This window comes from Microbacterium sp. OVT16B, from assembly GCF_019969705.1.
Lineage (GTDB): Bacteria > Actinomycetota > Actinomycetes > Actinomycetales > Microbacteriaceae > Microbacterium > Microbacterium natoriense.
The window spans coordinates 1,225,651-1,246,843 of the sequence record NZ_JAHXZA010000001.1 but is presented as its reverse complement, the minus strand read 5'-3'; the positions used below and the strand labels follow the sequence as shown (position 1 = coordinate 1,246,843).

17 protein-coding genes, 1 tRNA gene, 3 rRNA genes and 1 riboswitch are annotated in these 21,193 nt (G+C 65.1%); of the genes, 11 read left to right on the top strand and 10 right to left on the bottom strand.

Features of this window, described 5'->3' with window-relative positions; translation table 11 throughout:
* Positions 1-32 precede the first annotated feature (32 nt).
* The 4 genes from LC438_RS05855 to LC438_RS05840 are packed head-to-tail and all read left to right on the top strand — an operon-like array spanning position 33 to position 3,389.
* Complete coding sequence (locus tag LC438_RS05855) at positions 33-1,223, top strand: OmpA family protein (RefSeq protein WP_223586083.1); 1,191 nt, start codon at positions 33-35, stop codon at positions 1,221-1,223.
* A 20-nt stretch (positions 1,224-1,243) separates the two neighbouring features.
* On the top strand, positions 1,244-1,753 hold the full coding sequence (locus tag LC438_RS05850; RefSeq protein WP_223586082.1) for a DUF3060 domain-containing protein: 510 nt from the start codon (positions 1,244-1,246) through the stop codon (positions 1,751-1,753).
* 2 nt (positions 1,754-1,755) lie between these two features.
* Positions 1,756-2,463, top strand: a complete 708-nt coding sequence (locus LC438_RS05845; protein ID WP_105672369.1) for a response regulator transcription factor — start codon at positions 1,756-1,758, stop codon at positions 2,461-2,463.
* On the top strand, positions 2,460-3,389 hold the full coding sequence (locus LC438_RS05840) for a sensor histidine kinase KdpD (RefSeq protein ID WP_223586081.1): 930 nt from the start codon (positions 2,460-2,462) through the stop codon (positions 3,387-3,389). Before LC438_RS05845 ends, LC438_RS05840 begins: the two co-directional genes overlap by 4 nt.
* A gap of 175 nt (positions 3,390-3,564) precedes the next feature.
* Here the strand turns inward: LC438_RS05840 and rrf are convergent.
* The 7 genes from rrf to galU all read right to left on the bottom strand — a co-directional run bounded on the left by rrf (position 3,565) and on the right by galU (position 12,609).
* Positions 3,565-3,681, bottom strand: a 5S ribosomal RNA gene (gene rrf / locus LC438_RS05835).
* A gap of 119 nt (positions 3,682-3,800) precedes the next feature.
* A 23S ribosomal RNA gene (locus tag LC438_RS05830) occupies positions 3,801-6,904 on the bottom strand.
* A 416-nt stretch (positions 6,905-7,320) separates the two neighbouring features.
* Positions 7,321-8,843: ribosomal RNA gene (locus tag LC438_RS05825) — 16S ribosomal RNA — on the bottom strand.
* Together the 16S, 23S and 5S rRNA genes form the textbook arrangement of a ribosomal RNA operon.
* Positions 8,844-10,017: 1,174 nt before the next feature.
* Positions 10,018-10,090, bottom strand: a tRNA-Ala gene (locus LC438_RS05820).
* A 50-nt stretch (positions 10,091-10,140) separates the two neighbouring features.
* The gene (locus LC438_RS05815) at positions 10,141-10,992 is read right to left on the bottom strand and encodes a hypothetical protein (RefSeq protein WP_105675695.1); all 852 of its coding nucleotides are present in this window, start codon (positions 10,990-10,992) and stop codon (positions 10,141-10,143) included.
* A gap of 73 nt (positions 10,993-11,065) precedes the next feature.
* The gene (locus LC438_RS05810; RefSeq protein ID WP_181155927.1) at positions 11,066-11,695 is read right to left on the bottom strand and encodes a GNAT family N-acetyltransferase; all 630 of its coding nucleotides are present in this window, start codon (positions 11,693-11,695) and stop codon (positions 11,066-11,068) included.
* Positions 11,696-11,721: 26 nt separating this feature from the next.
* Positions 11,722-12,609, bottom strand: a complete 888-nt coding sequence (gene galU, locus LC438_RS05805; protein ID WP_223586080.1) for a UTP--glucose-1-phosphate uridylyltransferase GalU — start codon at positions 12,607-12,609, stop codon at positions 11,722-11,724.
* A 41-nt stretch (positions 12,610-12,650) separates the two neighbouring features.
* Between galU and LC438_RS05800 the strand changes: the two genes are divergently transcribed.
* Genes LC438_RS05800 through mscL form a run of 3 tightly spaced genes read left to right on the top strand, consistent with a single transcriptional unit; the run spans position 12,651 to position 13,971 of the window.
* Entirely contained in the window at positions 12,651-13,247 is a 597-nt protein-coding gene (locus LC438_RS05800) for a 5-formyltetrahydrofolate cyclo-ligase (protein ID WP_223586079.1), read from the top strand.
* 15 nt (positions 13,248-13,262) lie between these two features.
* Positions 13,263-13,535, top strand: coding sequence for an FmdB family zinc ribbon protein (locus tag LC438_RS05795; protein WP_105675689.1), 273 nt, complete (start codon positions 13,263-13,265; stop codon positions 13,533-13,535).
* 28 nt (positions 13,536-13,563) lie between these two features.
* A complete protein-coding gene (gene mscL / locus LC438_RS05790; RefSeq protein ID WP_223586078.1) occupies positions 13,564-13,971 on the top strand; it encodes a large conductance mechanosensitive channel protein MscL in 408 nt (135 codons plus the stop codon).
* A gap of 116 nt (positions 13,972-14,087) precedes the next feature.
* On the opposite strand, the gene LC438_RS05785 is transcribed toward mscL, so the two are convergent.
* Positions 14,088-14,279 (bottom strand): hypothetical protein, encoded by a 192-nt coding sequence (locus LC438_RS05785; protein ID WP_223586077.1) that lies wholly within the window; start codon positions 14,277-14,279, stop codon positions 14,088-14,090.
* Positions 14,272-17,940 carry an AAA family ATPase gene (locus LC438_RS05780; protein ID WP_223586076.1) on the bottom strand — a complete coding sequence of 1,223 codons (3,669 nt, stop codon included), beginning with the start codon at positions 17,938-17,940 and terminating at the stop codon, positions 14,272-14,274. The genes LC438_RS05785 and LC438_RS05780 overlap by 8 nt, the downstream gene beginning before the upstream one ends.
* A 240-nt stretch (positions 17,941-18,180) precedes the next feature.
* Between LC438_RS05780 and LC438_RS05775 the strand changes: the two genes are divergently transcribed.
* The 4 genes from LC438_RS05775 (at position 18,181) to LC438_RS05760 (ending at position 20,504) form a co-directional block, all read left to right on the top strand.
* Positions 18,181-18,699, top strand: a complete 519-nt coding sequence (locus tag LC438_RS05775) for a methylated-DNA--[protein]-cysteine S-methyltransferase (RefSeq protein WP_105675705.1) — start codon at positions 18,181-18,183, stop codon at positions 18,697-18,699.
* A gap of 137 nt (positions 18,700-18,836) precedes the next feature.
* Positions 18,837-19,673: a LuxR C-terminal-related transcriptional regulator gene (locus LC438_RS05770; RefSeq protein ID WP_263294975.1), complete on the top strand. Its 837-nt coding sequence runs from the start codon at positions 18,837-18,839 to the stop codon at positions 19,671-19,673.
* Between the two features lie 38 nt (positions 19,674-19,711).
* A riboswitch (guanidine-III (ykkC-III) riboswitch) is annotated at positions 19,712-19,779 on the top strand.
* A 10-nt stretch (positions 19,780-19,789) separates the two neighbouring features.
* On the top strand, positions 19,790-20,116 hold the full coding sequence (locus LC438_RS05765) for a multidrug efflux SMR transporter (RefSeq protein WP_105675679.1): 327 nt from the start codon (positions 19,790-19,792) through the stop codon (positions 20,114-20,116).
* A 40-nt stretch (positions 20,117-20,156) separates the two neighbouring features.
* On the top strand, positions 20,157-20,504 hold the full coding sequence (locus LC438_RS05760) for an Lsr2 family protein (RefSeq protein ID WP_223586074.1): 348 nt from the start codon (positions 20,157-20,159) through the stop codon (positions 20,502-20,504).
* A gap of 1 nt (position 20,505) precedes the next feature.
* On the opposite strand, the gene LC438_RS05755 is transcribed toward LC438_RS05760, so the two are convergent.
* Positions 20,506-21,180: a MarR family winged helix-turn-helix transcriptional regulator gene (locus LC438_RS05755; RefSeq protein ID WP_105675675.1), complete on the bottom strand. Its 675-nt coding sequence runs from the start codon at positions 21,178-21,180 to the stop codon at positions 20,506-20,508.
* Positions 21,181-21,193 lie beyond the last annotated feature (13 nt).

Here is a 21,193-nt window from a genome sequence, read left to right as displayed (position 1 = left end):
GTCCCGCCACACCCACTGGCTACTGTCGAAGCATGACCTCCTCGACCAGCACCATCCGTCGCCGCGGCCTCGTTCTCGGCCTGGCCGCGACCCTCCTCTTCACCGGCTGCGCAGCCGAGCCGGCCTCCGGCGGGAAGAAGCCGCCCGCATCGTCCACTCCGTCGGCCTCCGCTCCCCGGACCTCCGTGGTGCCGGGGTACGACGTGGGACAGTTCCCTGCCGTGCCGCTGTTCGTGCTCCCCGACCTGGCGCTGCTCGACACCTCGGCATCCGCCTTCACGATCGAGGTGAACGACGCGCTCTCCGACATCCCCGGCGTCACGGCCACCCCGGCGCACTGCGATGCGTCGGGCGGCGTGGTGTCCGGCAACGGCACGTCGTTCCTCTACGGCGACGGCTCCGGCACGTTCACCGGCGCAGACGGCACCGTGCAGAACTTCGGAGACGGGTCCGGCAACTCCACGATCAACGGCGTCACGATCCAGAACTTCGGAGACGGCTCCGGCAACTACTCGGACGGCACCGTCACGATCCAGAACTTCGGAGACGGCTCCGGCAACTACTCCGACGCGACGAAGACCGTGCAGATCTTCGGAGACGGGTCGGGCAACTACTCCGACGGCGCCGTGACGATCCAGAACTTCGGAGACGGCTCTGGCAACTTCTCCGACGGCACCGTCACGATCCAGAACTTCGGAGACGGCTCCGGCAACTACTCCGACGGCAGGATCAGCATTCAGAACTTCGGAGACGGCACCGCGCTCGTCGACGGCGAGACCGTCGAGGCCGACAAGCTCCCTCCCGTGCCGAAGCTCGGCTCCTTCCCTCCCCTGGGAGCCCTCGCCCCGATCGAATCCTGCGGCACGACGCTCACCTTCGACGACGGCGTCCTGTTCGACTTCGATCGGAGCGACATCCGCCCGGACGCGGCCGCCACCCTGGATGCCGTCGCCGAGGTGTTCGGCTCCCTGTCCATCGCCCAGGCACAGGTCTCAGGCCACACGGATGCGATCGGCTCGGACGACGCCAACCAGAAGCTCTCTGAGGACCGAGCCCAGTCCGTCGTCGCGGGTCTGGAGAAGCGGGGTGTGACGGCGTCGCTCACGGCGGAGGGCTTCGGCGAGTCCCGTCCCGTCGCTCCCAATGAAGTGGACGGAGCAGACAACCCCGCCGGTCGGCAGCTCAACCGTCGGGTGGAGATCTTCATCCCGGCGACTCTCTGAAAAGACGAGAGGATAGAACCATGCGAGCACCGCGTCTGATGCCCCTCCTCTCCCTCGCCCTTCTCGCTGCGGGCTTGACCGGATGCACAGTGGGGATCGTCGATCCGTCCGAACCCTCACAGAAGTCCCCCACGCAGGAGCGGACGTCGCAGGCTCCGGATGCCGAGAAGGAGACGCCGGAGGCCGAGACGCCCGCGGCCTCCGGGCTGAGCGCCGACGGGCAGGAGGAGCGCGATCGGCTCATCGCCGCTGCCACCACCACGATGCCGTGCCCTGACGGTCCGCTGACCGCCGACGGAGCGATCGTCCGGGTCGAGGGCGCATGCCCCGAGGTCGTGATCGAGATCGACGCGGGCGTCGTGATCGCCGACGACGTCGACGAGCTCACACTCGAGGGCAGCGGGACCATCGTGTACGCCGAGAACCTCGGTGTCGTCACGGTCACGGGTAGTGCGAGCTCGATCTTCTGGTCGGGCGCCACCCCGACGGTGCACGACAGCGGCTCGTCCAACACGCTGCGGAAGGGCTGAGCATGGACGCGCCGGACCGCCCGCGGATCCTCATCGTCGACGACGACGAGGCGATCACGGGCGCGCTCGGCGCGTTCCTCGGGCGCAGCGGATTCGACGTGCGCATCGCGGAGGACGGCCGCGCAGGCCTCCTCGAGGTCGAGCGCGACGCCCCTGACCTCGTGGTGTGCGACGTGCTCATGCCTCATGTCGACGGGCGCGAATTCGTGCGCCGCGTACGTGCGCGCCAGCTCTGGCTGCCGATCATCCTGCTCACCCAGGTGGGCGAATCGTGGGAGCGCAGTGCCGCGCTCGACGAAGGCGCCGACGACTATCTGAACAAGCCCTTCGATCCTCACGAGCTGATCTCGAGGATCCGCGCCGTGCTGCGCCGTACCGAACAGGGCGCCGGTTCTCTCCGCTCCGCGCCGCGCCTGCGTGCCCTCGACCTGACCCTCGACCGCACCGCTCGCCGGGTCTGGCGCGGTGATGCCGAACTGACGCTCACGCCCAAGGCGCTGACGCTGCTCGAGTACCTCATGCTCCACCCGCAGGAGGTCCACACGCGCGAGCGCCTCCTCTCCACCCTCTGGGGCTTCGACTTCGCCACATCGAGCAGAGCCGTCGATCACCGGATCGCCGAGCTCCGACGGGTCCTGGGAGACGGGCGCTTCATCGAGACCGCGCAGAGCATGGGCTATCAGTTCGTCCCGAAGGTCGTGGCCGGATGAGCCGCCGCGCCGACGTCGCCCTGGGCATCCTGACCGCCGTACCGGTGGCGCTGTGCACGCTCACGGCCGGCGGGATGCTGTTGGCCGGAGACGAGCGCCTCCTGACGATGAGCACGCCCCTTCCTGCCGCGACCTTTGCAGCGGGGCTCGTCCTGTCCGCGGTCCCGCTCACCGTGCTGGTAGCGCGCAACCGCGCCCGGCGCCGCGACGTCCGAAACGACGCGCGCGCGAGGGATGCGGCGGATGCGGCAGCCCTCCACGAGCGCGCGACCCACCAGCGCTTCCTCGCCCGGCTCGATCATGAGCTGAAGAACCCGATCACTGCCATCCGTGCGACCGCCGTCGCGGCTCAGAACGGCTCGCAGACCGACGCATGGCGAACGATAGACGCCCAGGCCGCGAAGCTCAGCACACTCATCCGCGATCTGCGGAAGCTCGCCGAACTGGAGACCCGGCCACTCGACAGAGAGCAGGTCGACCTCGAGCAGCTGCTGAGCGAATCCGTCACCGCACTCGCGCAGCAGAACCCCACCGCGGGCGCCAGGGTCGTCCTCGCCGTCACCCGGGTCCCGTGGGCGGTCCCGCCGCTCTCCGTCGACGTCGACCTCCTCTCCGTCGCGCTGGACAACGTGCTGGGCAACGCCGCGAAGTACTCCGAGTCCGGCCCCATCGAGGTGCGTCTGCGTGAACAGGACGGCTGGGCGGTCATCGAGGTGGCGGATGCCGGTCGCGGCATCCCCTCCGCCGAACTGTCCACTGTGTTCGACGAACTGGCGCGTGCGCAGAACGCACGCGATGTGAGCGGCTCAGGTATCGGTCTCACGCTCGTGGCGACGGTGATGCGCCGCCACGGCGGCGATGTGTCGATCCGTTCTGCGGAAGGCGCCGGCAGCGTGCTGACGCTTCGCCTGCCGATCGCCCGCTGACAAGCTCCAACGGCACACACGGCGTCGACAGAGAAGATCCGTTAACGCAGAAGAGCCACCCGGTGACGGGTGGCTCTTCTCACTGAGCGTGCGACGTACTGCGCGCACAATCTGTTTTGTTCGTGTATATGCAAAATGGCCACCCAGCGATGGGTGGCCATTTTGACTAAAAGGAGTCCGGCGGTGTCCTACTCTCCCACAGGGTCCCCCCTGCAGTACCATCGGCGCTGTGAGGCTTAGCTTCCGGGTTCGGAATGTAACCGGGCGTTTCCCTCACGCTATGGCCGCCGAAACACTATTGATGTTTCAATCAGTACACAACATGTGCACGAAAAAGTTCGTGTGTGTTGTGTGGTTCTCGACCGTACATCGAGAACCACTCAGTGGACGCGTAGCACCTACAAACGGTGTGTTATCAAGTCATCGGCTTATTAGTACCAGTCAGCTGCATGCATTACTGCACTTCCACATCTGGCCTATCAACCCAGTAGTCTGGCTGGGAGCCTCTCACCCGAAGGTATGGAAGTCTCATCTTGAGGCCGGCTTCCCGCTTAGATGCTTTCAGCGGTTATCCATCCCGAACGTAGCTAATCAGCGGTGCTCCTGGCGGAACAACTGACACACCAGAGGTTCGTCCAACCCGGTCCTCTCGTACTAGGGTCAGATCCTCTCAAACTTCCTACGCGCGCAGCGGATAGGGACCGAACTGTCTCACGACGTTCTAAACCCAGCTCGCGTACCGCTTTAATGGGCGAACAGCCCAACCCTTGGGACCTACTCCAGCCCCAGGATGCGACGAGCCGACATCGAGGTGCCAAACCATGCCGTCGATATGGACTCTTGGGCAAGATCAGCCTGTTATCCCCGAGGTACCTTTTATCCGTTGAGCGACAGCGCTTCCACAAGCCACTGCCGGATCACTAGTCCCGACTTTCGTCCCTGCTCGACCTGTCAGTCTCACAGTCAAGCTCCCTTGTGCACTTACACTCGACACCTGATTGCCAACCAGGTTGAGGGAACCTTTGGGCGCCTCCGTTACTTTTTGGGAGGCAACCGCCCCAGTTAAACTACCCACCAGGCACTGTCCCTGAACCGGATTACGGTTCGAAGTTAGATATCCAGAGTGACCAGAGTGGTATTTCAACAATGACTCCACAAGAACTAGCGTCCCTGCTTCACAGTCTCCCACCTATCCTACACAAGCCACACCGAACACCAATACCAAGCTGTAGTAAAGGTCACGGGGTCTTTCCGTCCTGCTGCGCGTAACGAGCATCTTTACTCGTAATGCAATTTCGCCGAGTTCGCGGTTGAGACAGTTGGGAAGTCGTTACGCCATTCGTGCAGGTCGGAACTTACCCGACAAGGAATTTCGCTACCTTAGGATGGTTATAGTTACCACCGCCGTTTACTGGGGCTTAAATTCTCAGCTTCGCCTTGCGGCTAACCGGTCCTCTTAACCTTCCAGCACCGGGCAGGCGTCAGTCCGTATACATCGTCTTGCGACTTGGCACGGACCTGTGTTTTTAGTAAACAGTCGCTACCCACTAGTCTCTGCGGCCACCACACCCTTTTCGGAGTAAATCCGTATAAGTGGATGGCCCCCCTTCTCCCGAAGTTACGGGGGCATTTTGCCGAGTTCCTTAACCACGATTCTCTCGATCTCCTTGGTATTCTCTACCTGACCACCTGAGTCGGTTTGGGGTACGGGCAGCTAGAACCTCGCGTCGATGCTTTTCTTGGCAGCATAGGATCATCCACTTTTTATCCGCATCGTGTCTCAGCCTATGTGAGAGACGGATTTGCCTATCTCTCGGCCTACGCACTTGCACCAGGACAACCATCGCCTGGCTTGGACTACCTTCCTGCGTCACACCTGTTAATACGCTAACCGCACCAGCATGGGGTCGTACGCTAGGCCCCACGGCGGATCCCGAAGGATCCAATGTGAGGATTCAGATACTTAGCACTACTGGATTAGTTTGGGCGGTTCTTCGCCGGTACGGGAATATCAACCCGTTGTCCATCGACTACGCCTGTCGGCCTCGCCTTAGGTCCCGACTTACCCAGGGAAGATTAGCTTGACCCTGGAACCCTTGGTCTTTCGGAGGACGTGTTTCTCACACGTCTTTCGCTACTCATGCCTGCATTCTCACTCGTGTAGCCTCCACGGCTGGTTTACACCGCCGCTTCGCTGGCCACACGACGCTCTCCTACCCATCAACACGGCTGGACCACGAAGGCCTACCAATAATGTCAATGCCACAACTTCGGTGGCGTGCTTGAGCCCCGTTACATTGTCGGCGCGGAATCACTTGACCAGTGAGCTATTACGCACTCTTTCAAGGGTGGCTGCTTCTAAGCCAACCTCCTGGTTGTCACAGCAACTCCACATCCTTTCCCACTTAGCACGCGCTTTGGGACCTTAGTTGGTGGTCTGGGTTGTTTCCCTCTCGACTATGAAGCTTATCCCCCACAGTCTCACTGCTGCGCTCTCACTTACCGGCATTCGGAGTTTGGCTGACGTCAGTAACCTTGTAGGGCCCATCGGCCATCCAGTAGCTCTACCTCCGGCAAGAAACACGCAACGCTGCACCTAAATGCATTTCGGAGAGAACCAGCTATCACGAAGTTTGATTGGCCTTTCACCCCTATCCACAGCTCATCCCCTCAGTTTTCAACCTAAGTGGGTTCGGTCCTCCACGACGTCTTACCGTCGCTTCAACCTGGCCATGGATAGATCACTTCGCTTCGGGTCTAGGACATGCGACTGAATCGCCCTATTCAGACTCGCTTTCGCTACGGCTACCCCACACGGGTTAACCTCGCCACATATCGCTAACTCGCAGGCTCATTCTTCAAAAGGCACGCTGTCACACCTACCAGGGGTGCTCCAACGGTTTGTAAGCAAACGGTTTCAGGTACTATTTCACTCCCCTCCCGGGGTACTTTTCACCTTTCCCTCACGGTACTTGTCCGCTATCGGTCATCTGGGAGTATTTAGGCTTATCAGGTGGTCCTGACAGATTCACACGGGATTTCACGGGCCCCGTGCTACTTGGGATACTCTTCGCGCCACGGTTGGCATTTCGACTACGGGGTTGGCACCCTCTATGACCGGCCTTTCAAGACCGTTCGTCTATACCATCGTGTAACGCCGCCACCTCGGCAGAGATGACTGAAAAGTCCCACAACCCCCAACGTGCAACGCCTGCCGGCTATCACACACGCTAGGTTTAGCCTGTTCCGGTTTCGCTCGCCACTACTAACGGAATCGCGGTTGCTTTCTCTTCCTGTGGGTACTGAGATGTTTCACTTCCCCACGTTCCCTCTACCCGCCCTATATATTCAGGCGGGAGTCACTAGGTCGGCACGCCGCCCAGCGGGGTTTCCCCATTCGGACACCCTCGGATCAAAACTTGCTTATCAGTTCCCCGAGGCTTATCGCAGATTGCTACGTCCTTCTTCGGCTCCAGATGCCAAGGCATCCACCGTTTGCTCTTAAAGACTTGAAATCACATGAGTTTGAATCAAAACTCGACCCCACCCGAAGGCGGGATCAGAAATTGACTAATGATCTTTAAGATCATCTATCGCAACAACCCGAAGGCTGTTGCAAGATGCTCGCGTCCACTGTGTAGTTCTCAAAGTACGGGCGGTACCCCTCACCACTTCCCACCAGGGGAAACAACAAGAGGCCCAGAGGTACAGACACGCAACCCCGAAAGGCCACGACGTCCGGTCCCTCAGGACCCAACAGCGTGCAGACACCGACCCCTCCCCCCAGAACTTTCCCACCGCAAGCGGCGTACTCATTCCGAGACAAGATCTCGATGCCATGTCAAATGTTCCACCCATGAGCTCCCAGCGAAGAACGTACGCCTTCGATCTGGGTTCTGGACACCTACAAGAGGTGTCAGATGCTCCTTAGAAAGGAGGTGATCCAGCCGCACCTTCCGGTACGGCTACCTTGTTACGACTTAGTCCTAATTACCGATCCCACCTTCGACGGCTCCCTCCACAAGGGTTAGGCCACCGGCTTCAGGTGTTACCGACTTTCATGACTTGACGGGCGGTGTGTACAAGACCCGGGAACGTATTCACCGCAGCGTTGCTGATCTGCGATTACTAGCGACTCCGACTTCATGAGGTCGAGTTGCAGACCTCAATCCGAACTGGGACCGGCTTTTTGGGATTCGCTCCACCTCGCGGTATTGCAGCCCTTTGTACCGGCCATTGTAGCATGCGTGAAGCCCAAGACATAAGGGGCATGATGATTTGACGTCATCCCCACCTTCCTCCGAGTTGACCCCGGCAGTATCCCATGAGTTCCCACCATTACGTGCTGGCAACATAGAACGAGGGTTGCGCTCGTTGCGGGACTTAACCCAACATCTCACGACACGAGCTGACGACAACCATGCACCACCTGTTTACGAGTGTCCAAAGAGTTGACCATTTCTGGCCCGTTCTCGTATATGTCAAGCCTTGGTAAGGTTCTTCGCGTTGCATCGAATTAATCCGCATGCTCCGCCGCTTGTGCGGGTCCCCGTCAATTCCTTTGAGTTTTAGCCTTGCGGCCGTACTCCCCAGGCGGGGAACTTAATGCGTTAGCTGCGTCACGGAATCCGTGGAATGGACCCCACAACTAGTTCCCAACGTTTACGGGGTGGACTACCAGGGTATCTAAGCCTGTTTGCTCCCCACCCTTTCGCTCCTCAGCGTCAGTTACGGCCCAGAGATCTGCCTTCGCCATCGGTGTTCCTCCTGATATCTGCGCATTCCACCGCTACACCAGGAATTCCAATCTCCCCTACCGCACTCTAGTCTGCCCGTACCCACTGCAGGCCCGAGGTTGAGCCTCGGGATTTCACAGCAGACGCGACAAACCGCCTACGAGCTCTTTACGCCCAATAATTCCGGATAACGCTTGCGCCCTACGTATTACCGCGGCTGCTGGCACGTAGTTAGCCGGCGCTTTTTCTGCAGGTACCGTCACTTTCGCTTCTTCCCTGCTAAAAGAGGTTTACAACCCGAAGGCCGTCATCCCTCACGCGGCGTTGCTGCATCAGGCTTCCGCCCATTGTGCAATATTCCCCACTGCTGCCTCCCGTAGGAGTCTGGGCCGTGTCTCAGTCCCAGTGTGGCCGGTCACCCTCTCAGGCCGGCTACCCGTCGACGCCTTGGTGAGCCATTACCTCACCAACAAGCTGATAGGCCGCGAGCCCATCCCCAACCAAAAAATCTTTCCAACAACTGGCCATGCGGCCGTTGCTCGTATCCAGTATTAGACGCCGTTTCCAGCGCTTATCCCAGAGTCAGGGGCAGGTTGCTCACGTGTTACTCACCCGTTCGCCACTGATCCACAGAGCAAGCTCTGCTTCACCGTTCGACTTGCATGTGTTAAGCACGCCGCCAGCGTTCATCCTGAGCCAGGATCAAACTCTCCGTAAAAAAGAAATGCATACCCCACCGGGAAAACGGTGACGCAGCGAGTTTGATGCTGACCAAAGAGACAAATTCATTGCTGACTTCATCCGAATGCCAACCCCCCAAAAAGAAGGGCTGGTCTTTGATCCAAAGGAATCTCACCTAGCCGAAGCTAGATCGAGGTTATTTGGCATTTGACAAGTGCACGCTGTTGAGTTCTCAAGGATCGGACGCTCCCCCGACCCAGTCATCACAACCAGGCCCGAAGGGCAACTTCTCAATCTTACCGGAGCAATTCAGGCTGTCAAATCGACACGCCGAAAGCTCGGGAGCTGATGTTATTGCCCGGCGCTTACCGCGCCGAGGCAACTCGACTAGCTTACCCGATTCCGTTTCGCTGTCAAATCGACGCGATCCGGAATCCGGAGCCCCACATCAGACAGAAGTATGTCTGCGATCTTCTCCGAGGAGCTGATCGTGTGGGGGTGGTTCTCCGCTTGAGGGGGGTAAGGCTCTCGGCCTCTCCGCTTCCCTGTGGGGCGAACAAGTAATAACTTACGTGGATCCCGGGCCTCCGGCAAATCAGGGCGGTCCGCCGGGCGTGTCGCACATCCGGCACTCCTTTTGCGGCGGAAGTGGTCCTCCGCGGTGAGGGCGCTCTGCCTGCGCGCAGGACACCGAGGCACCGAGGCACCGAGGCACCGAGGCACCGAGGCACCGAGGCACCGAGGCACCGAGGCACCGAGGCACCGAGGCACCGTAAGCCTCATCGCACGAGAGAGTCGTCAGATGCGCGCTCCCCCACGGGGCGGCCCGCGCGCACTCGCGCACCGGAGTGCGACAGCGCCGGCGCCGACGCTGCCTTGGGGTCAGGCGGGTCCTGTGACGTGGGGAAGCTGCAACTGTCGGGGGATGTCGCCGGAGTGGCGTGCTCCTCACGGGTGCCGTGTGGGACCGACGGGTTTCGGCGCGATCGATCCGTCGCTCTACGACAACGTGTGTCGTGAGACCTCGTCATTGGTGGAGCCAAGGGAACTCCGGTGCCGGTGAGACTGAGGAGACTCCGTCACCGAGATCGTCGGCGGGCCTGAGGGACTCCGCCGCCGGTGCTGCGCTCCGGCTCCTCCCCGAATCACTCAGCCGTATAGACGTAGGAAGCCCCCTCCGGGCTGCGCTCGGAGGGGGCTTCCTTCGTCTGTGGACCTAAGGGGATTCGAACCCCTGACCTCCTCGATGCGAACGAGGCGCGCTACCAACTGCGCCATAGGCCCTTGACGTCATCTACGTTATCACGCTGAAGGAGACGTCTGCGCCGACCGGGTCACCCGGCCGCACGGCGGGCGAGCAGGTCGCGGACGTGCGCTTCGATCTCCGCATCATCCACGAAGCCCATCCTCGTGTACGGCGAGGAGGCCGCCGGCATCTGCACCGGCGCCGTGGACGCAGCCATCTGCTCTGCGCGATCACGGAGCTCGGCCATGCGCGCCGCCTTGCGCAGTTCCTCCTGCGCATCGATCTGCGCCAGAGCGACCTGTGCGCGCGAGCCCGCCCTCGAGACGAGAGGCTCGGGAAGCGGACGCGGAGTCCACGTGGCCGGACCCTGATCGTGGAGTGGAGGTGCCGTGCGCGGTGCTGCCGGCGCAGCGATCGGCGCCGCCGACCGTCGCGACGCACGAGCGGCCACGGAAGACATGCGCTGGAGCATCACGCTCGCGACAACGACGAGAGCTCCGCCGGCCCACAACAGCCCAGACGCCTGCACGGCGATGAGCTGCCACACGCCGAACGCCGCTGCGGTGAGACCGACGAGCAGAGCCGAGGTCGCGATGAGGCGCAGCCTGCGGCGGGCGCGCGCCTGCCGGACCACCGGGTCGGCCTTCGTCGCCGCGAGCTGCTCGCGCAAGAGCACGAGTTCGGCGGACTCCTTCTCCGACTGCACCTTCTTGGCGAGCTTCTGCTGGGCGAGCGCGGTCCGAGCCGTCAGCTCGAGATGCACCTCACCCGGAGTCTCACTCGTCTCGGCGAGGACGCGCAGGGCCTGATTGAGGCGGACGGCGTTGCGCTCAGCCGCGTTGTACTGGAAGCGACCGCGCCACGAAGGCAGCAGATAGAGCATCCACAGGAGCACAGCGACGAGGACGATCACTCCCCCGCTCAGCACCGGCCCATCCATAGCCACAACGGTACGGGGAACAGGGCGGCGCGCCTCGCACCGCGCGGGCGCGTGTCGCGATCGGATCGCCTATTCAGACGGCGAAGCGGTCGGCGGGAGGGATGGTGGCGGCATCCGGCGGCACCTGGCCGTTGATCCAGCGAGCCAGCACCCCCTGGGGCACGTCCTCCTTGGTCAGCGCGAACGCGTAGTGGTCGCGCCAGTCCCCGTCGATGTGGATGAAGCGCCGCCGCAGGCCCTCGTATCGGAACCCGAGCTTCTGCACGACCCTGAGGCTCGCCGCGTTCTCGGGACGGATGCAGATCTCCATGCGGTGCAGGCCGTACTCGACGAAGCACGCGTCGGTCGCGAGCGCAACGGCCGTCGGCGTGATGTTCCTGCCCGCGAACCTCTCGCTCACCCAGTACCCGATGGTCGCCGAGCACAGCGAGCCGCGCGCGACGCCCCACACGTTGAGCTGTCCGGCGATCTCGCCGTCGTACTCCATGACGAAGGGATATCCCGCCCCGTCCCGATACTGCTGAAGAAGACGCCGGATGCTCAGCCGCATGTCGAACGAGACGGATCCGTACGGGACGGTGGCCTCCCACGGCTGGAGCCAGGAGCGGTTGGCCAGCAGCTCATGCTGCAGGGCGCGTGCGTCGCGCGTGCGGACCAGCCTCAGCTCGATCGGCCCGTGCCGCATCCCCGTCGACAGATCCATCCGCGCACTCCCGACGTCCGCGTCGCCTACAGGCGCTCCGCGAACTCCTTCAGCCACGGTCGCAGCTCGGGCCCGAGGTCATCGCGGTCGGATGCCAGCTGCACGATCGCCTTGATGTAGTCGACGCGGTCGCCCGTGTCGTAGCGGCGACCACGGAAGATCACTCCGACGACCCCGGGGCCGCTCGGGTCGGTCGCGAGCACCTGCAGCGCATCGGTGAGCTGGATCTCCCCGCCCTTGCCCGGCTCGGTGTGCTCGAGGATCTCGAAGATCGACGCGGGCAGCACGTAGCGGCCGATCACGGCGAGATTGGACGGTGCGTCCTCCTGTGCCGGCTTCTCGACGAGGCCGGTGACGCGCACGGCACCCTGCCCCTCGATCTCCTCCACCGCTGCCGCGCCGTACATGTGGATGCTGGCGGGGTCGACCTCCATGAGGGCGATGACCGCGGCGCCGGAGCGCTCGTGCTCGGCGATCATCTCGGTGAGCAGCGGATCGCGCTCGTCGATGAGATCGTCGCCGAGGAGGACGGCGAAGGAGCTGTCGCCGACGTGGGTCTTGGCCCGCAGCACGGCATGTCCGAGTCCCTTCGGCTCTCCCTGGCGGACGAAGTGGATGTCGGCGAGGTCGCTCGACTTCATCACCCGCTCGAGGCGCCCGGTGTCGCCCTTCTCCATCAGCTTCACCTCGAGCTCCGGCACGGAGTCGAAGTGGTTCGAGATCGCGTTCTTGTTGCGCCCGATGATGACGAGGATGTCGTCGATGCCGGCATCCGCCGCCTCTTCGACGACGTACTGGATCGCCGGCTTGTCGACGACGGGGAGCATCTCCTTCGGCATCGCCTTGGTCGCAGGCAGGAATCGCGTCCCCAATCCTGCTGCGGGAATGACGGCCTTGATCTTGTGCTCACCCATCTCCCCAGCCTAGCGGTGGGCATCCCCGTAGACTCTGAGCCATGTCGAATGACGTCGAGCATGCCAAGCGGGCTCTGCGCGCCGAGCTCCGCGAACGCCGCCAGCTCCTGAGCGCCGCGCAGCGCGAGAATGCGGCATCCGCCATCGGCCAGAGGCTCGACGACCTCGTGGACTCCCTCGGCGCGCGGTCCATCTCCTGCTTCCTCTCGACCACGACCGAACCGGGCACGCGGGACTTCGTCACGCGGGCGGTGCGGCGCGGCATCCGCGTCCTGCTCCCCATCACCCGAACCGACGGTCTGCTCGACTGGGCGGTCGCCACCGACGACGACGAGGTCGCCGAGGGCCTGTTCGGCCTTCCGGAGCCGACCGGCGAGGTGCTGAGCCCCATGGCCGTGAACGACGTGGACCTGATGATCATCCCCGCGGCGGCCGTCGACCGCAGCGGCATGCGCATGGGATGGGGGCGCGGGTACTTCGACAAGACCATCGGCTCGATGGAGAAGTGCCCGCCCGTCTACGCGGTCATCTATGATTCCGAGATACTCGACTCGCTGCCTCGCGAGATCCACGACCAGCCGGTGACCGGCGTCGTGACGCCGACGCAGACCCTGATCCTGTCGCAGACGCGACGCTGACCTCAGAGGAACGACATGCCCACCTATGCCTACGCCTGCACATCGTGCGGACACCGCTTCGACGCCGTCCAGAGCTTCGCCGAGGACGCCCTCACCATCTGTCCCGAATGCGGCGGCGCCCTGCGCAAGCAGTACGGCTCGATCGGCGTGACGTTCAACGGCTCCGGCTTCTATCGCACGGACTCGCGCAGCAAATCCGTCAGTTCTGGGGATGCTTCGGCATCATCGAAGACGGAATCCTCGACGGGAGCCAAAAAGGCCCCTGCGTCGACTCCGGCCTCATCCTGAGGTCCTCGATCCGTTTGGGGGAGTTTCTGTGATCCAGGGATTCAAAGAGTTCATTCTCAAGGGCAATGTCATCGACCTGGCCGTCGCTGTCGTCATCGGCGGCGCGTTCACCGCGATCGTCAACGCGGTCGTCGCCAGCGTCATCAATCCGCTGGTCTCGCTGTTCTTCATGGCCGACGCCGCCGGCAACTTCGGTCCGAAGATCACCGGCATCTACGGCCAGGAGGTCACCTTCCCTCTGGGCGACCTCATCACCGCGGTCATCAGCTTCTTCGCCGTCGCGCTGGTCGTGTACTTCGCGTTCGTGCTGCCGATGAACGCGTACAAGGCGCGCAAGGCCGCGAAGAACCCCATCGCCGAAGAGGCCGCACAGGCCACCGAAGGCGAGCTCCTCGCCGAGATCCGCGACCTGCTGAAGCAGCAGCGCGGGGCCTGACCCGTCTACGCGAGAACGCCCGGCTCCTCCCTCGAGGAGCCGGGCGTTCTGCTGCATCCGCCCCTATAGGGCTAAGGCACGTTCGCGATTCGACAGGGCTAAGGCACGTTCGCGATTCAGTAATGCGGCGGAACGTCGCGCAGCAGCTGCTGATCGTTGGGGCCCTTCCCCGCGGATGCCGGCGGCGGCGGGCGCTCCTCGTCGGAGGTCCCCGTCTCCGGAGACGGGTCGGTGCCGGGCACCGGGGTCAGCCGAGCGCGGCGCGAGCCGGGGACCCGCACGACGTGCTGGGGGCGGTCGTCAGTCATCTCGCGCGTCGTCGACGTCGAGCGGCTGCGTGTCGTTGTCGGCGCGGGGCGCGGATGCCGAGATGCCGAGCACTCCGGCGATGCGGGTCGCCGCCGTCACCGGGTCGCTGTACAGGTCGAAGGCGTGCACCCGCACGTAGTGCCAGCCGAGCCGGCGAAGCACATGCGGGCGCAGCCGCAGCGTCTCCCGCAGCGACTCCCCCCGCGATTCGGGGTCGGACTCGATGACCACCGCCTTGCCGTTGTGCTGCGCGACGAGCGGCAGCAGACCGCGGTAGTCGACGTCGACGGAGGCTCCGAGGCGGCGCAGCTCCCTGGCGAGAGCCAGCGTGAGCGGATCGGCGAGATCCTCGAGGCGGGCCTCCCTGCCGCGCGTGGCGAGGTTGCCGAGCGTCGACATGAGCGTGGCCGCACCGTGCTCCAGCCGCCCGTCGTCGAAGGCGGACGGACGGATGGACGAGACGATCACCATCGAGCGGCGGGCTCTCGTCATCCCGACCGTGAGCAGCCTCTCTCCGTCGGGGGTAGACAGGTCGCCGAAGTCGCTGAGGACGCGGCCGTGCTTGGTCAGGCCGAATCCGAGCGAGAAGATCACCCGATCGCGGCTCTCAGCCACGGACTCCTCGAGCGTGAGGACGGCGAAGGGCTCTGCCGTGTCGCGGCCCACGAAGTCGGCCACGTCGGAGCGCCCGGCAAACGCCGACGTCACGGCGGCGCGCACGCGCTCGGCGTGGCGGGCGCTCGCGGTGACGACCATGAGTGATTCCTCCGGCCGGTGCACGGCATGCTCGACGACCAGAGTGACGACCCGGGCGACCTCGGCCTCGGGGCTCTCGACGGCTCCGGAGATCGGATCGGGGGCGCCGGTGCCACCCTCCACGTAGTCGACGGTGAGGCTGCCACGACCGAGGTACGAACCCGCCCAGGGCAGCGACACGATCTCGCCGCCGTAGAAGGCGTCGTTGATGAGCTCGACCAGATCCTCGCCGCCCGCGCGATAGCTGCGGGTCAGCGTCATCACCGGCAGCACCTCGGAGAGGCGCTCGAACACCGAGACCTCGTCGAACGGCACCTCGGCCTCCCAGTCGGAGGCGGGATCGACGGCGACGTGGAACGGCTTGGGCTTCTGCGTCACCGGGTCGCCGAATGCCACGACCTGGCGTGCACGGCGGATCGCCGGGGTCGCCTCCGCGAGGTTCACGGCGGCGGCATCCACCAGCAGCACCGTGTCGAACTCGACGGAGTCCGGGATCTCGGGCACGAGATACGGCGACGAGATCCACACGGGGGCGAGCACGTTCACGAGGCTCGGAGCGGAGCTCACGATCTCCGCTGTTGTCGTTCCCGGCTGCTTCAGGGCGCGGCGAAGATGCTGCGACTCCTGCGGCTCGTCGACGATGGCGATCTTCCACTGGTTCGCCAGCTGCCACGCCAGCAGAGGACCCGCGGCCGCCGCGTGCGCCTCGTCGACCAGTCGGAAGTCCCGCTCCAGCCTGTCGACGACCGCCGTGTTGGCTCCGAGGAGCGCGCGGTCGTCCTGCAGCGCCCGCTCGAGCAGGGACTGCCACCAGGCGAACTCGAGCTCGTCACCCACGCGCGCCTCGGACACATGACGGACGGACAGCTCGGCGAGCAGGGGGCCGAGGCCGAGCTCGGCCAGGCTGTCGCGCAGCTTCGCCCGCTCGACGAGGTTGTCGAAGACGTCGGACTTCGCGGCGAGTCCGGCGAGCGTGCGCACCAGTCGCGCGACCGGGATCGAGGCGAGAGGCTCGCGGCGACCGAGAGCGGCGTCGAGCTCTGCGAGCTCGGCCTGCACCCGCTGCCACGAGACGTAGACGTCGGCGAGACCGAGGGGGATCTCCGGAGCCACTCCCGCCTCGACGCAGCGCTGCCACTGCGTCCGCTGCGTCTGGATCCGCAGGAGAGCCTCGTGCATCTCGGTCACGTGCACACCGGGGCGCACGTACTCCTTGGCCAGCTTGCGGAGCCGTCGGCGGTTGGCGCCGGACATGCCCGGCGCATCGCGTCGGGAACCGTGAGCCTGGATCAGCTCGCCCAGCGGACGCTCGAAGACGGTGGGGCTGAAGCGGTCGAGCGAGTCGCGGATGCCCTGGAGCAGCCGCAGGTACTCCCCCAGCTCGTCGATCGTCGAGAAGGGCCTCATATGGGTCTGCGCGATCAGCGCGTAGCCGCGCTCGAGCAGGGCGGGCACGCTCGTCGAGTGCAGCCGTGCGGCGAGCTCGTGAGCGGATCGCGCGGCATCCGTGCTCGTGAACGTGACGCCGTACCAGGGCGAGTCGTCGGGTCCGAAGCGGAACTCGCCGAGCCGCGCGGCCTGCGCGAGGGACTCCGCCGCCGCCGTGCGGTCTCCGGCCAGGCGGCGCAGCGTCTCCGCGCTCAGCCGAGCGGTGGTGGACGGCGGCTGCGGGAGCGAGGCGAGCGCCGTGAGGTGCCTGGTCGCATCGAGGACCGATGCTCCCGTCCCGTGGACCTCGGAGGTCAGCGCCCTGCGATAGTCGCGCAGGACCGTCCGCAGGCGCACCAGGGCGTCGTCGACGTCGCTGACCTTCGGCGCCGCGGCCTTCTCGTTCCTGCCGATCGCCCGCACGAGATCCCGGCGGACTCCCGCCGTCGACACGGCGAGGCTGTCGAGCCCGATCCCGGCGAGCCGATGACGCACGCCGTCGAGAGTCGAGCGTCGAGCAGACACCACGAGGACGCGCTTGCCCGCACGCACCAGCTCTCCGAGCGCGTTGATCACGGTCTGCGTGCCCCCTGTGCCGGGGAGCGTGGCGACGGTCAGCGAGTGGCCCGCGGCGATCCGCGTGAGCACGGCCTCCTGCTCCGCGTCCGCATCGAGGAGCAGATTGTCGGATGCCGGGGCGCGGTCGTCCGGTCCGGTGTACCGCGGATCGGGGCGCCGTGCCGTGACCTGCTCGCGGTCTGCGACATGACCCGCGAGGGCGTTGAGCACGACGTGATCGAGGGAGCGGGCGTCGCGCGTCATGGCCCCGCTCACGTCCGCGAAGGTCGAGACCAGCAGACGGGGCTGCACGGAGAAGGTGTCGATCGAGCGCGTCGTCGCCCGCAGGCTGTCGATCACCGGCTGCGGTTTGAAGATGCCGCCGTCGTAGGCGAGCGCCGCGAGCGCCGCCGCGTCGATCGTGATGCCGAAGTGCTCGCGCGCGATGCGGATGAGCTCGGGGTTCACCTCGAACGCGCCCTGCAGCTTGAGCTCGAAGTCCGAGTGGTGTCGGCGGATGGCGAGCGGGCGCAGCAGCACGGGCGCCGCGAAGTCGACGCCGCCGATGCGCCATCCCGCGACGCCGACCGCGAGATGCACGGCCTCGATGCCGCGGACGGTGCGCAGCTCGGTGTTCTTGGCGGTGATCCGCTCGGCGGCGAGGCGAGCCGTGCGCAGGCCGACCTCGTCGCGGAAGAGGTTGGAGAGAAGCGTCGACTTGCCGGTGATGAACTGGGGAAGGCTGCCGGGGTGCGCCTTGGAGATGTCGATGCCCGATTCGACGGTGTCACGGAAGGACACCAGGGGCGAGGGCCCGCCGAGGTCGGCGGCCTCCGCGCGGAGCCGGGTGCGCTCGGCCTCGGCCGCATGGGCCACACCGACGCCCGTGGCGCCGTCGCCCAGCTCTCCGAGGGTCACTGCGGCGTCCGTTGCCGCTTCTTCCGCAGCCTTGCCATCACGTCGCCACACACCTCACACCCTAAGCGCGACACGCCACAGGGCCGGTATCCCGGGCGGGTTTCACCGGATTTCCGCCGCTGAGCGGCCGCACCGCTCCCCTTTCCACTCCTCGTCCACGCCTGCCGGGCGTGGACGGGTTCTCCCCCGATCCCGGGTCTCGTGCCGTGCAGGGTCGGCGTCGCCCGTCAGTATGGGCTCATGACGTACCGCTACGACTTCGCTCCCACACCGTTCGGTGATGCACTCGCGGTGTTCTCCGACGAGGGGATCGTCCAGTTCGACCTGTCCGAGTCCGACGACCCGACCGTCCCCTGGCTCCTCGAGGGCGTCGCCCGCAGGCTCCGCTCGGTGCCGGAGCCCGACCCCGGCGCCGCCGACGAGCTCGCCCATCTGCTGGAGGACTACTTCGACGGCGAACCGGTCCGGTTCGACGATCATCTCCGACTCGACTGGCGCCTCGCAGACGGCTTCGCCCTGAAAGCCCTCCAGACGATCTGCACGATCGAGTGGGGCGAGACCCTCAGCTACGGCGAGGTCGCCGCGCTGGCAGGGCATCCGGGTGCGGCACGCGCCGTGGGAACGGCGTGCCGGCTCACACCGTTCTCGATCATCGTCCCCGTGCACCGGGTGGTGCGCTCCGACGGGACCCCCGGTCACTACGGGGCGCACCCCGAGCGGAAGCGCTATCTGCTCGATCTCGAAGCCCGGAGGGGATAGCGGAAAGACGACGCGGGTCCGGCGAGTAGGCCGCCGGGCCCGCGTGCCCACGACGGCCCGGTGGTAACGTCGTCGCTACGAAATGGGGCACGACGCCGTCACCCCGGAAGCAGGTGGTCGTGAGTACTCCGTCCGGAATGGAATCCGAGGCCGAGCTCGTCGCCCGCGCGGTGAGAGAGCTCGCCACGCGCACGCGCTTCCCCGTCGCCTTCGGAGGCCTGGTCGAAGGAGGCGTCGTCCGCGTGACGAGCATCGTCGGCAACCGGACCCACAGCCTGGACGGCCTCCGGGTACGCCCGGAGCGAGGGCTCGGCGGACGGGCGATGATGGAGCAGCGTCCGCGCATGACCAGCGACTACGGCTCCTCGCAGCAGATCACGCACGACTACGACGGTTTCGTGCTCGGCGAGGGCATTCGCACGCTGCTCGCCCTGCCGATCGTGGTCAGCGGTCGCCCGCGCGGCGTGCTCTACGCCGGCGCCTGGGACGAGACCCCGGTGGGCGGCGTCACCACGGCTCCCGCGATGCAGGTGGCCCAGTCCGTCGCAGACGAGCTGAGGATCCGCGACGAGGTCGATCGACGCCTGCGCGCGGCACAGGGATCGGATGCCGTCGCGCCGTCGCAGCGCGAGGAGCTCCGCGAGAGCTTCGCCGAATTGCGCAGCATCGCCGCATCGATCGACGACGCCGACCTGCGGGCGCGGATCGCCGGAGTGGAGAGCCGCCTCGTCGCCCTCGCGGGAGATGCGCTCCCGACCACGACCGGCCCCGTTCCGACCATCCACCTCTCCCGGCGCGAGACGGACGTTCTCGCCTGCGCGGCACTCGGGGCCACCAACGCGGAGGTCGCGACGCAGCTGGGTCTGCGCGAAAGCACCGTGAAGGCCTATCTCGGCTCCGCGATGTCGAAGCTCGACGCCTCCACCCGCCACGCCGCCGTGGCGAGAGCGCGGCGTGCCGGCCTGCTCCCCTGACTGCACAGGCCCTGCCCAGCGCCTGTTGCTACGGTGGGTCCTGGCCGATGAACCTCGGCCCCGGACGAGGCAGACCAGTACCCGGTGAGCGAAAAGACTGGTCCGAAAGGACCATCATGTCGTGGATCATTCTTGTCGCCTCCGGAATCCTCGAAGCCGTGTGGGCGACCGCCCTGGGTAAATCAGAAGGATTGACAAAACTCTGGCCGAGCGTGATCTTCCTCGGCGGGCTCGCATTGTCGATGTTCGGACTCGCATTCGCCATGCGGGAGATCGCCACCGGCACCGCCTATGCGGTATGGGTGGGAATCGGCGCGACGCTGACCGTGGTCTGGGCGATGATCACCGGAGACAGCGAGATCTCCTGGATCCGCATTCTCCTTCTCCTGGGTCTCGTGGGCTGCATTGTCGGTCTGAAACTGATCGACCCCGGCCACGAATAATCCTTGGCGCAATTAGCCGTCAGGTTGTAGTGTCAATTCCATGGCGAAAAGAATTGTGCATCAGCTGGTCGATGACATCGACGGAAGCGTCCTGGAAGTCGGAGAAGGCGAGACAATCCACTTCTCCCTGAATGGAGCCGCATACGAGATCGACGTGAATGCCGAGCACGCAGAAGAATTGCGCGAGGCATTCGCTCCGTACATCTCCGCCGGCCGCCGTGCGGGTTCATCGGGAGCGCCGTCTCGCGCTGCCGCTCCCCGCAAGCGCCCCGCGCGCAACCCCGAGGTCGCGGCCATCCGCGCCTGGGCGAACGACAACGGCTACACCCTCTCCGAGCGCGGTCGCATCCCCGCTCCTGTCATCGAGGCCTACAACGCGGCTCACTGAGTCACACCGGCGCCGAGGAGTCTCCCCGATCTCGGGAGGGCTCCTCGGCGCCTTTCTGCGCCCAGGGCTCATCCCTGAGGGTGATCTCGTCGGTCATGTCGACGAGGAAGCGGATCACGACGTCGCGCTCCGCGGCCGATAACCGCGCGGCCGCATAGAACCGCTTGGACTGCTGCCGACCCACGGTCTCCATGGCCGCATGGCGGGTCTCCGCCGTGATCGATATCGCCAGCGCCCGCCGATCCGTCGGATGCGGCGCGCGAACGATGTGCCCGCTCTTCTCCAGCCTGTCGAGCAGCTTCGTCGTCGACGCGGTCGAGATGCCGAGGTGCCCGGCGATGCCTGAGGGGGTCGCGATGACTCCCCTGTTCGCGCACACGATGAGGTAGTGCAGCGCGCGCATGTCGGTCTCATTGAGTCGCATGAAGCGCCGAGACGCGAGGGAGAGCTTCTGCTCCGCATCGCGGAGGTCACCCAGCGCACCCATGAGAACGGCGATCTGCCGGAGATCCTCCGGAGACACGCCGGTGCGATCGATCAGCGCGCTGCGCGGATCGCTGGCCTCCACGTCGTAGATGGCGGCGTGCGTCAGACCGTCGGGAGACGTCCGCTCGGCGGAGGAACCGGGCTCCGTCGTGCCCCCGGTCAACGGGCTGGCATCAGGTCCGGTGTCCATGCGATCATGTTAC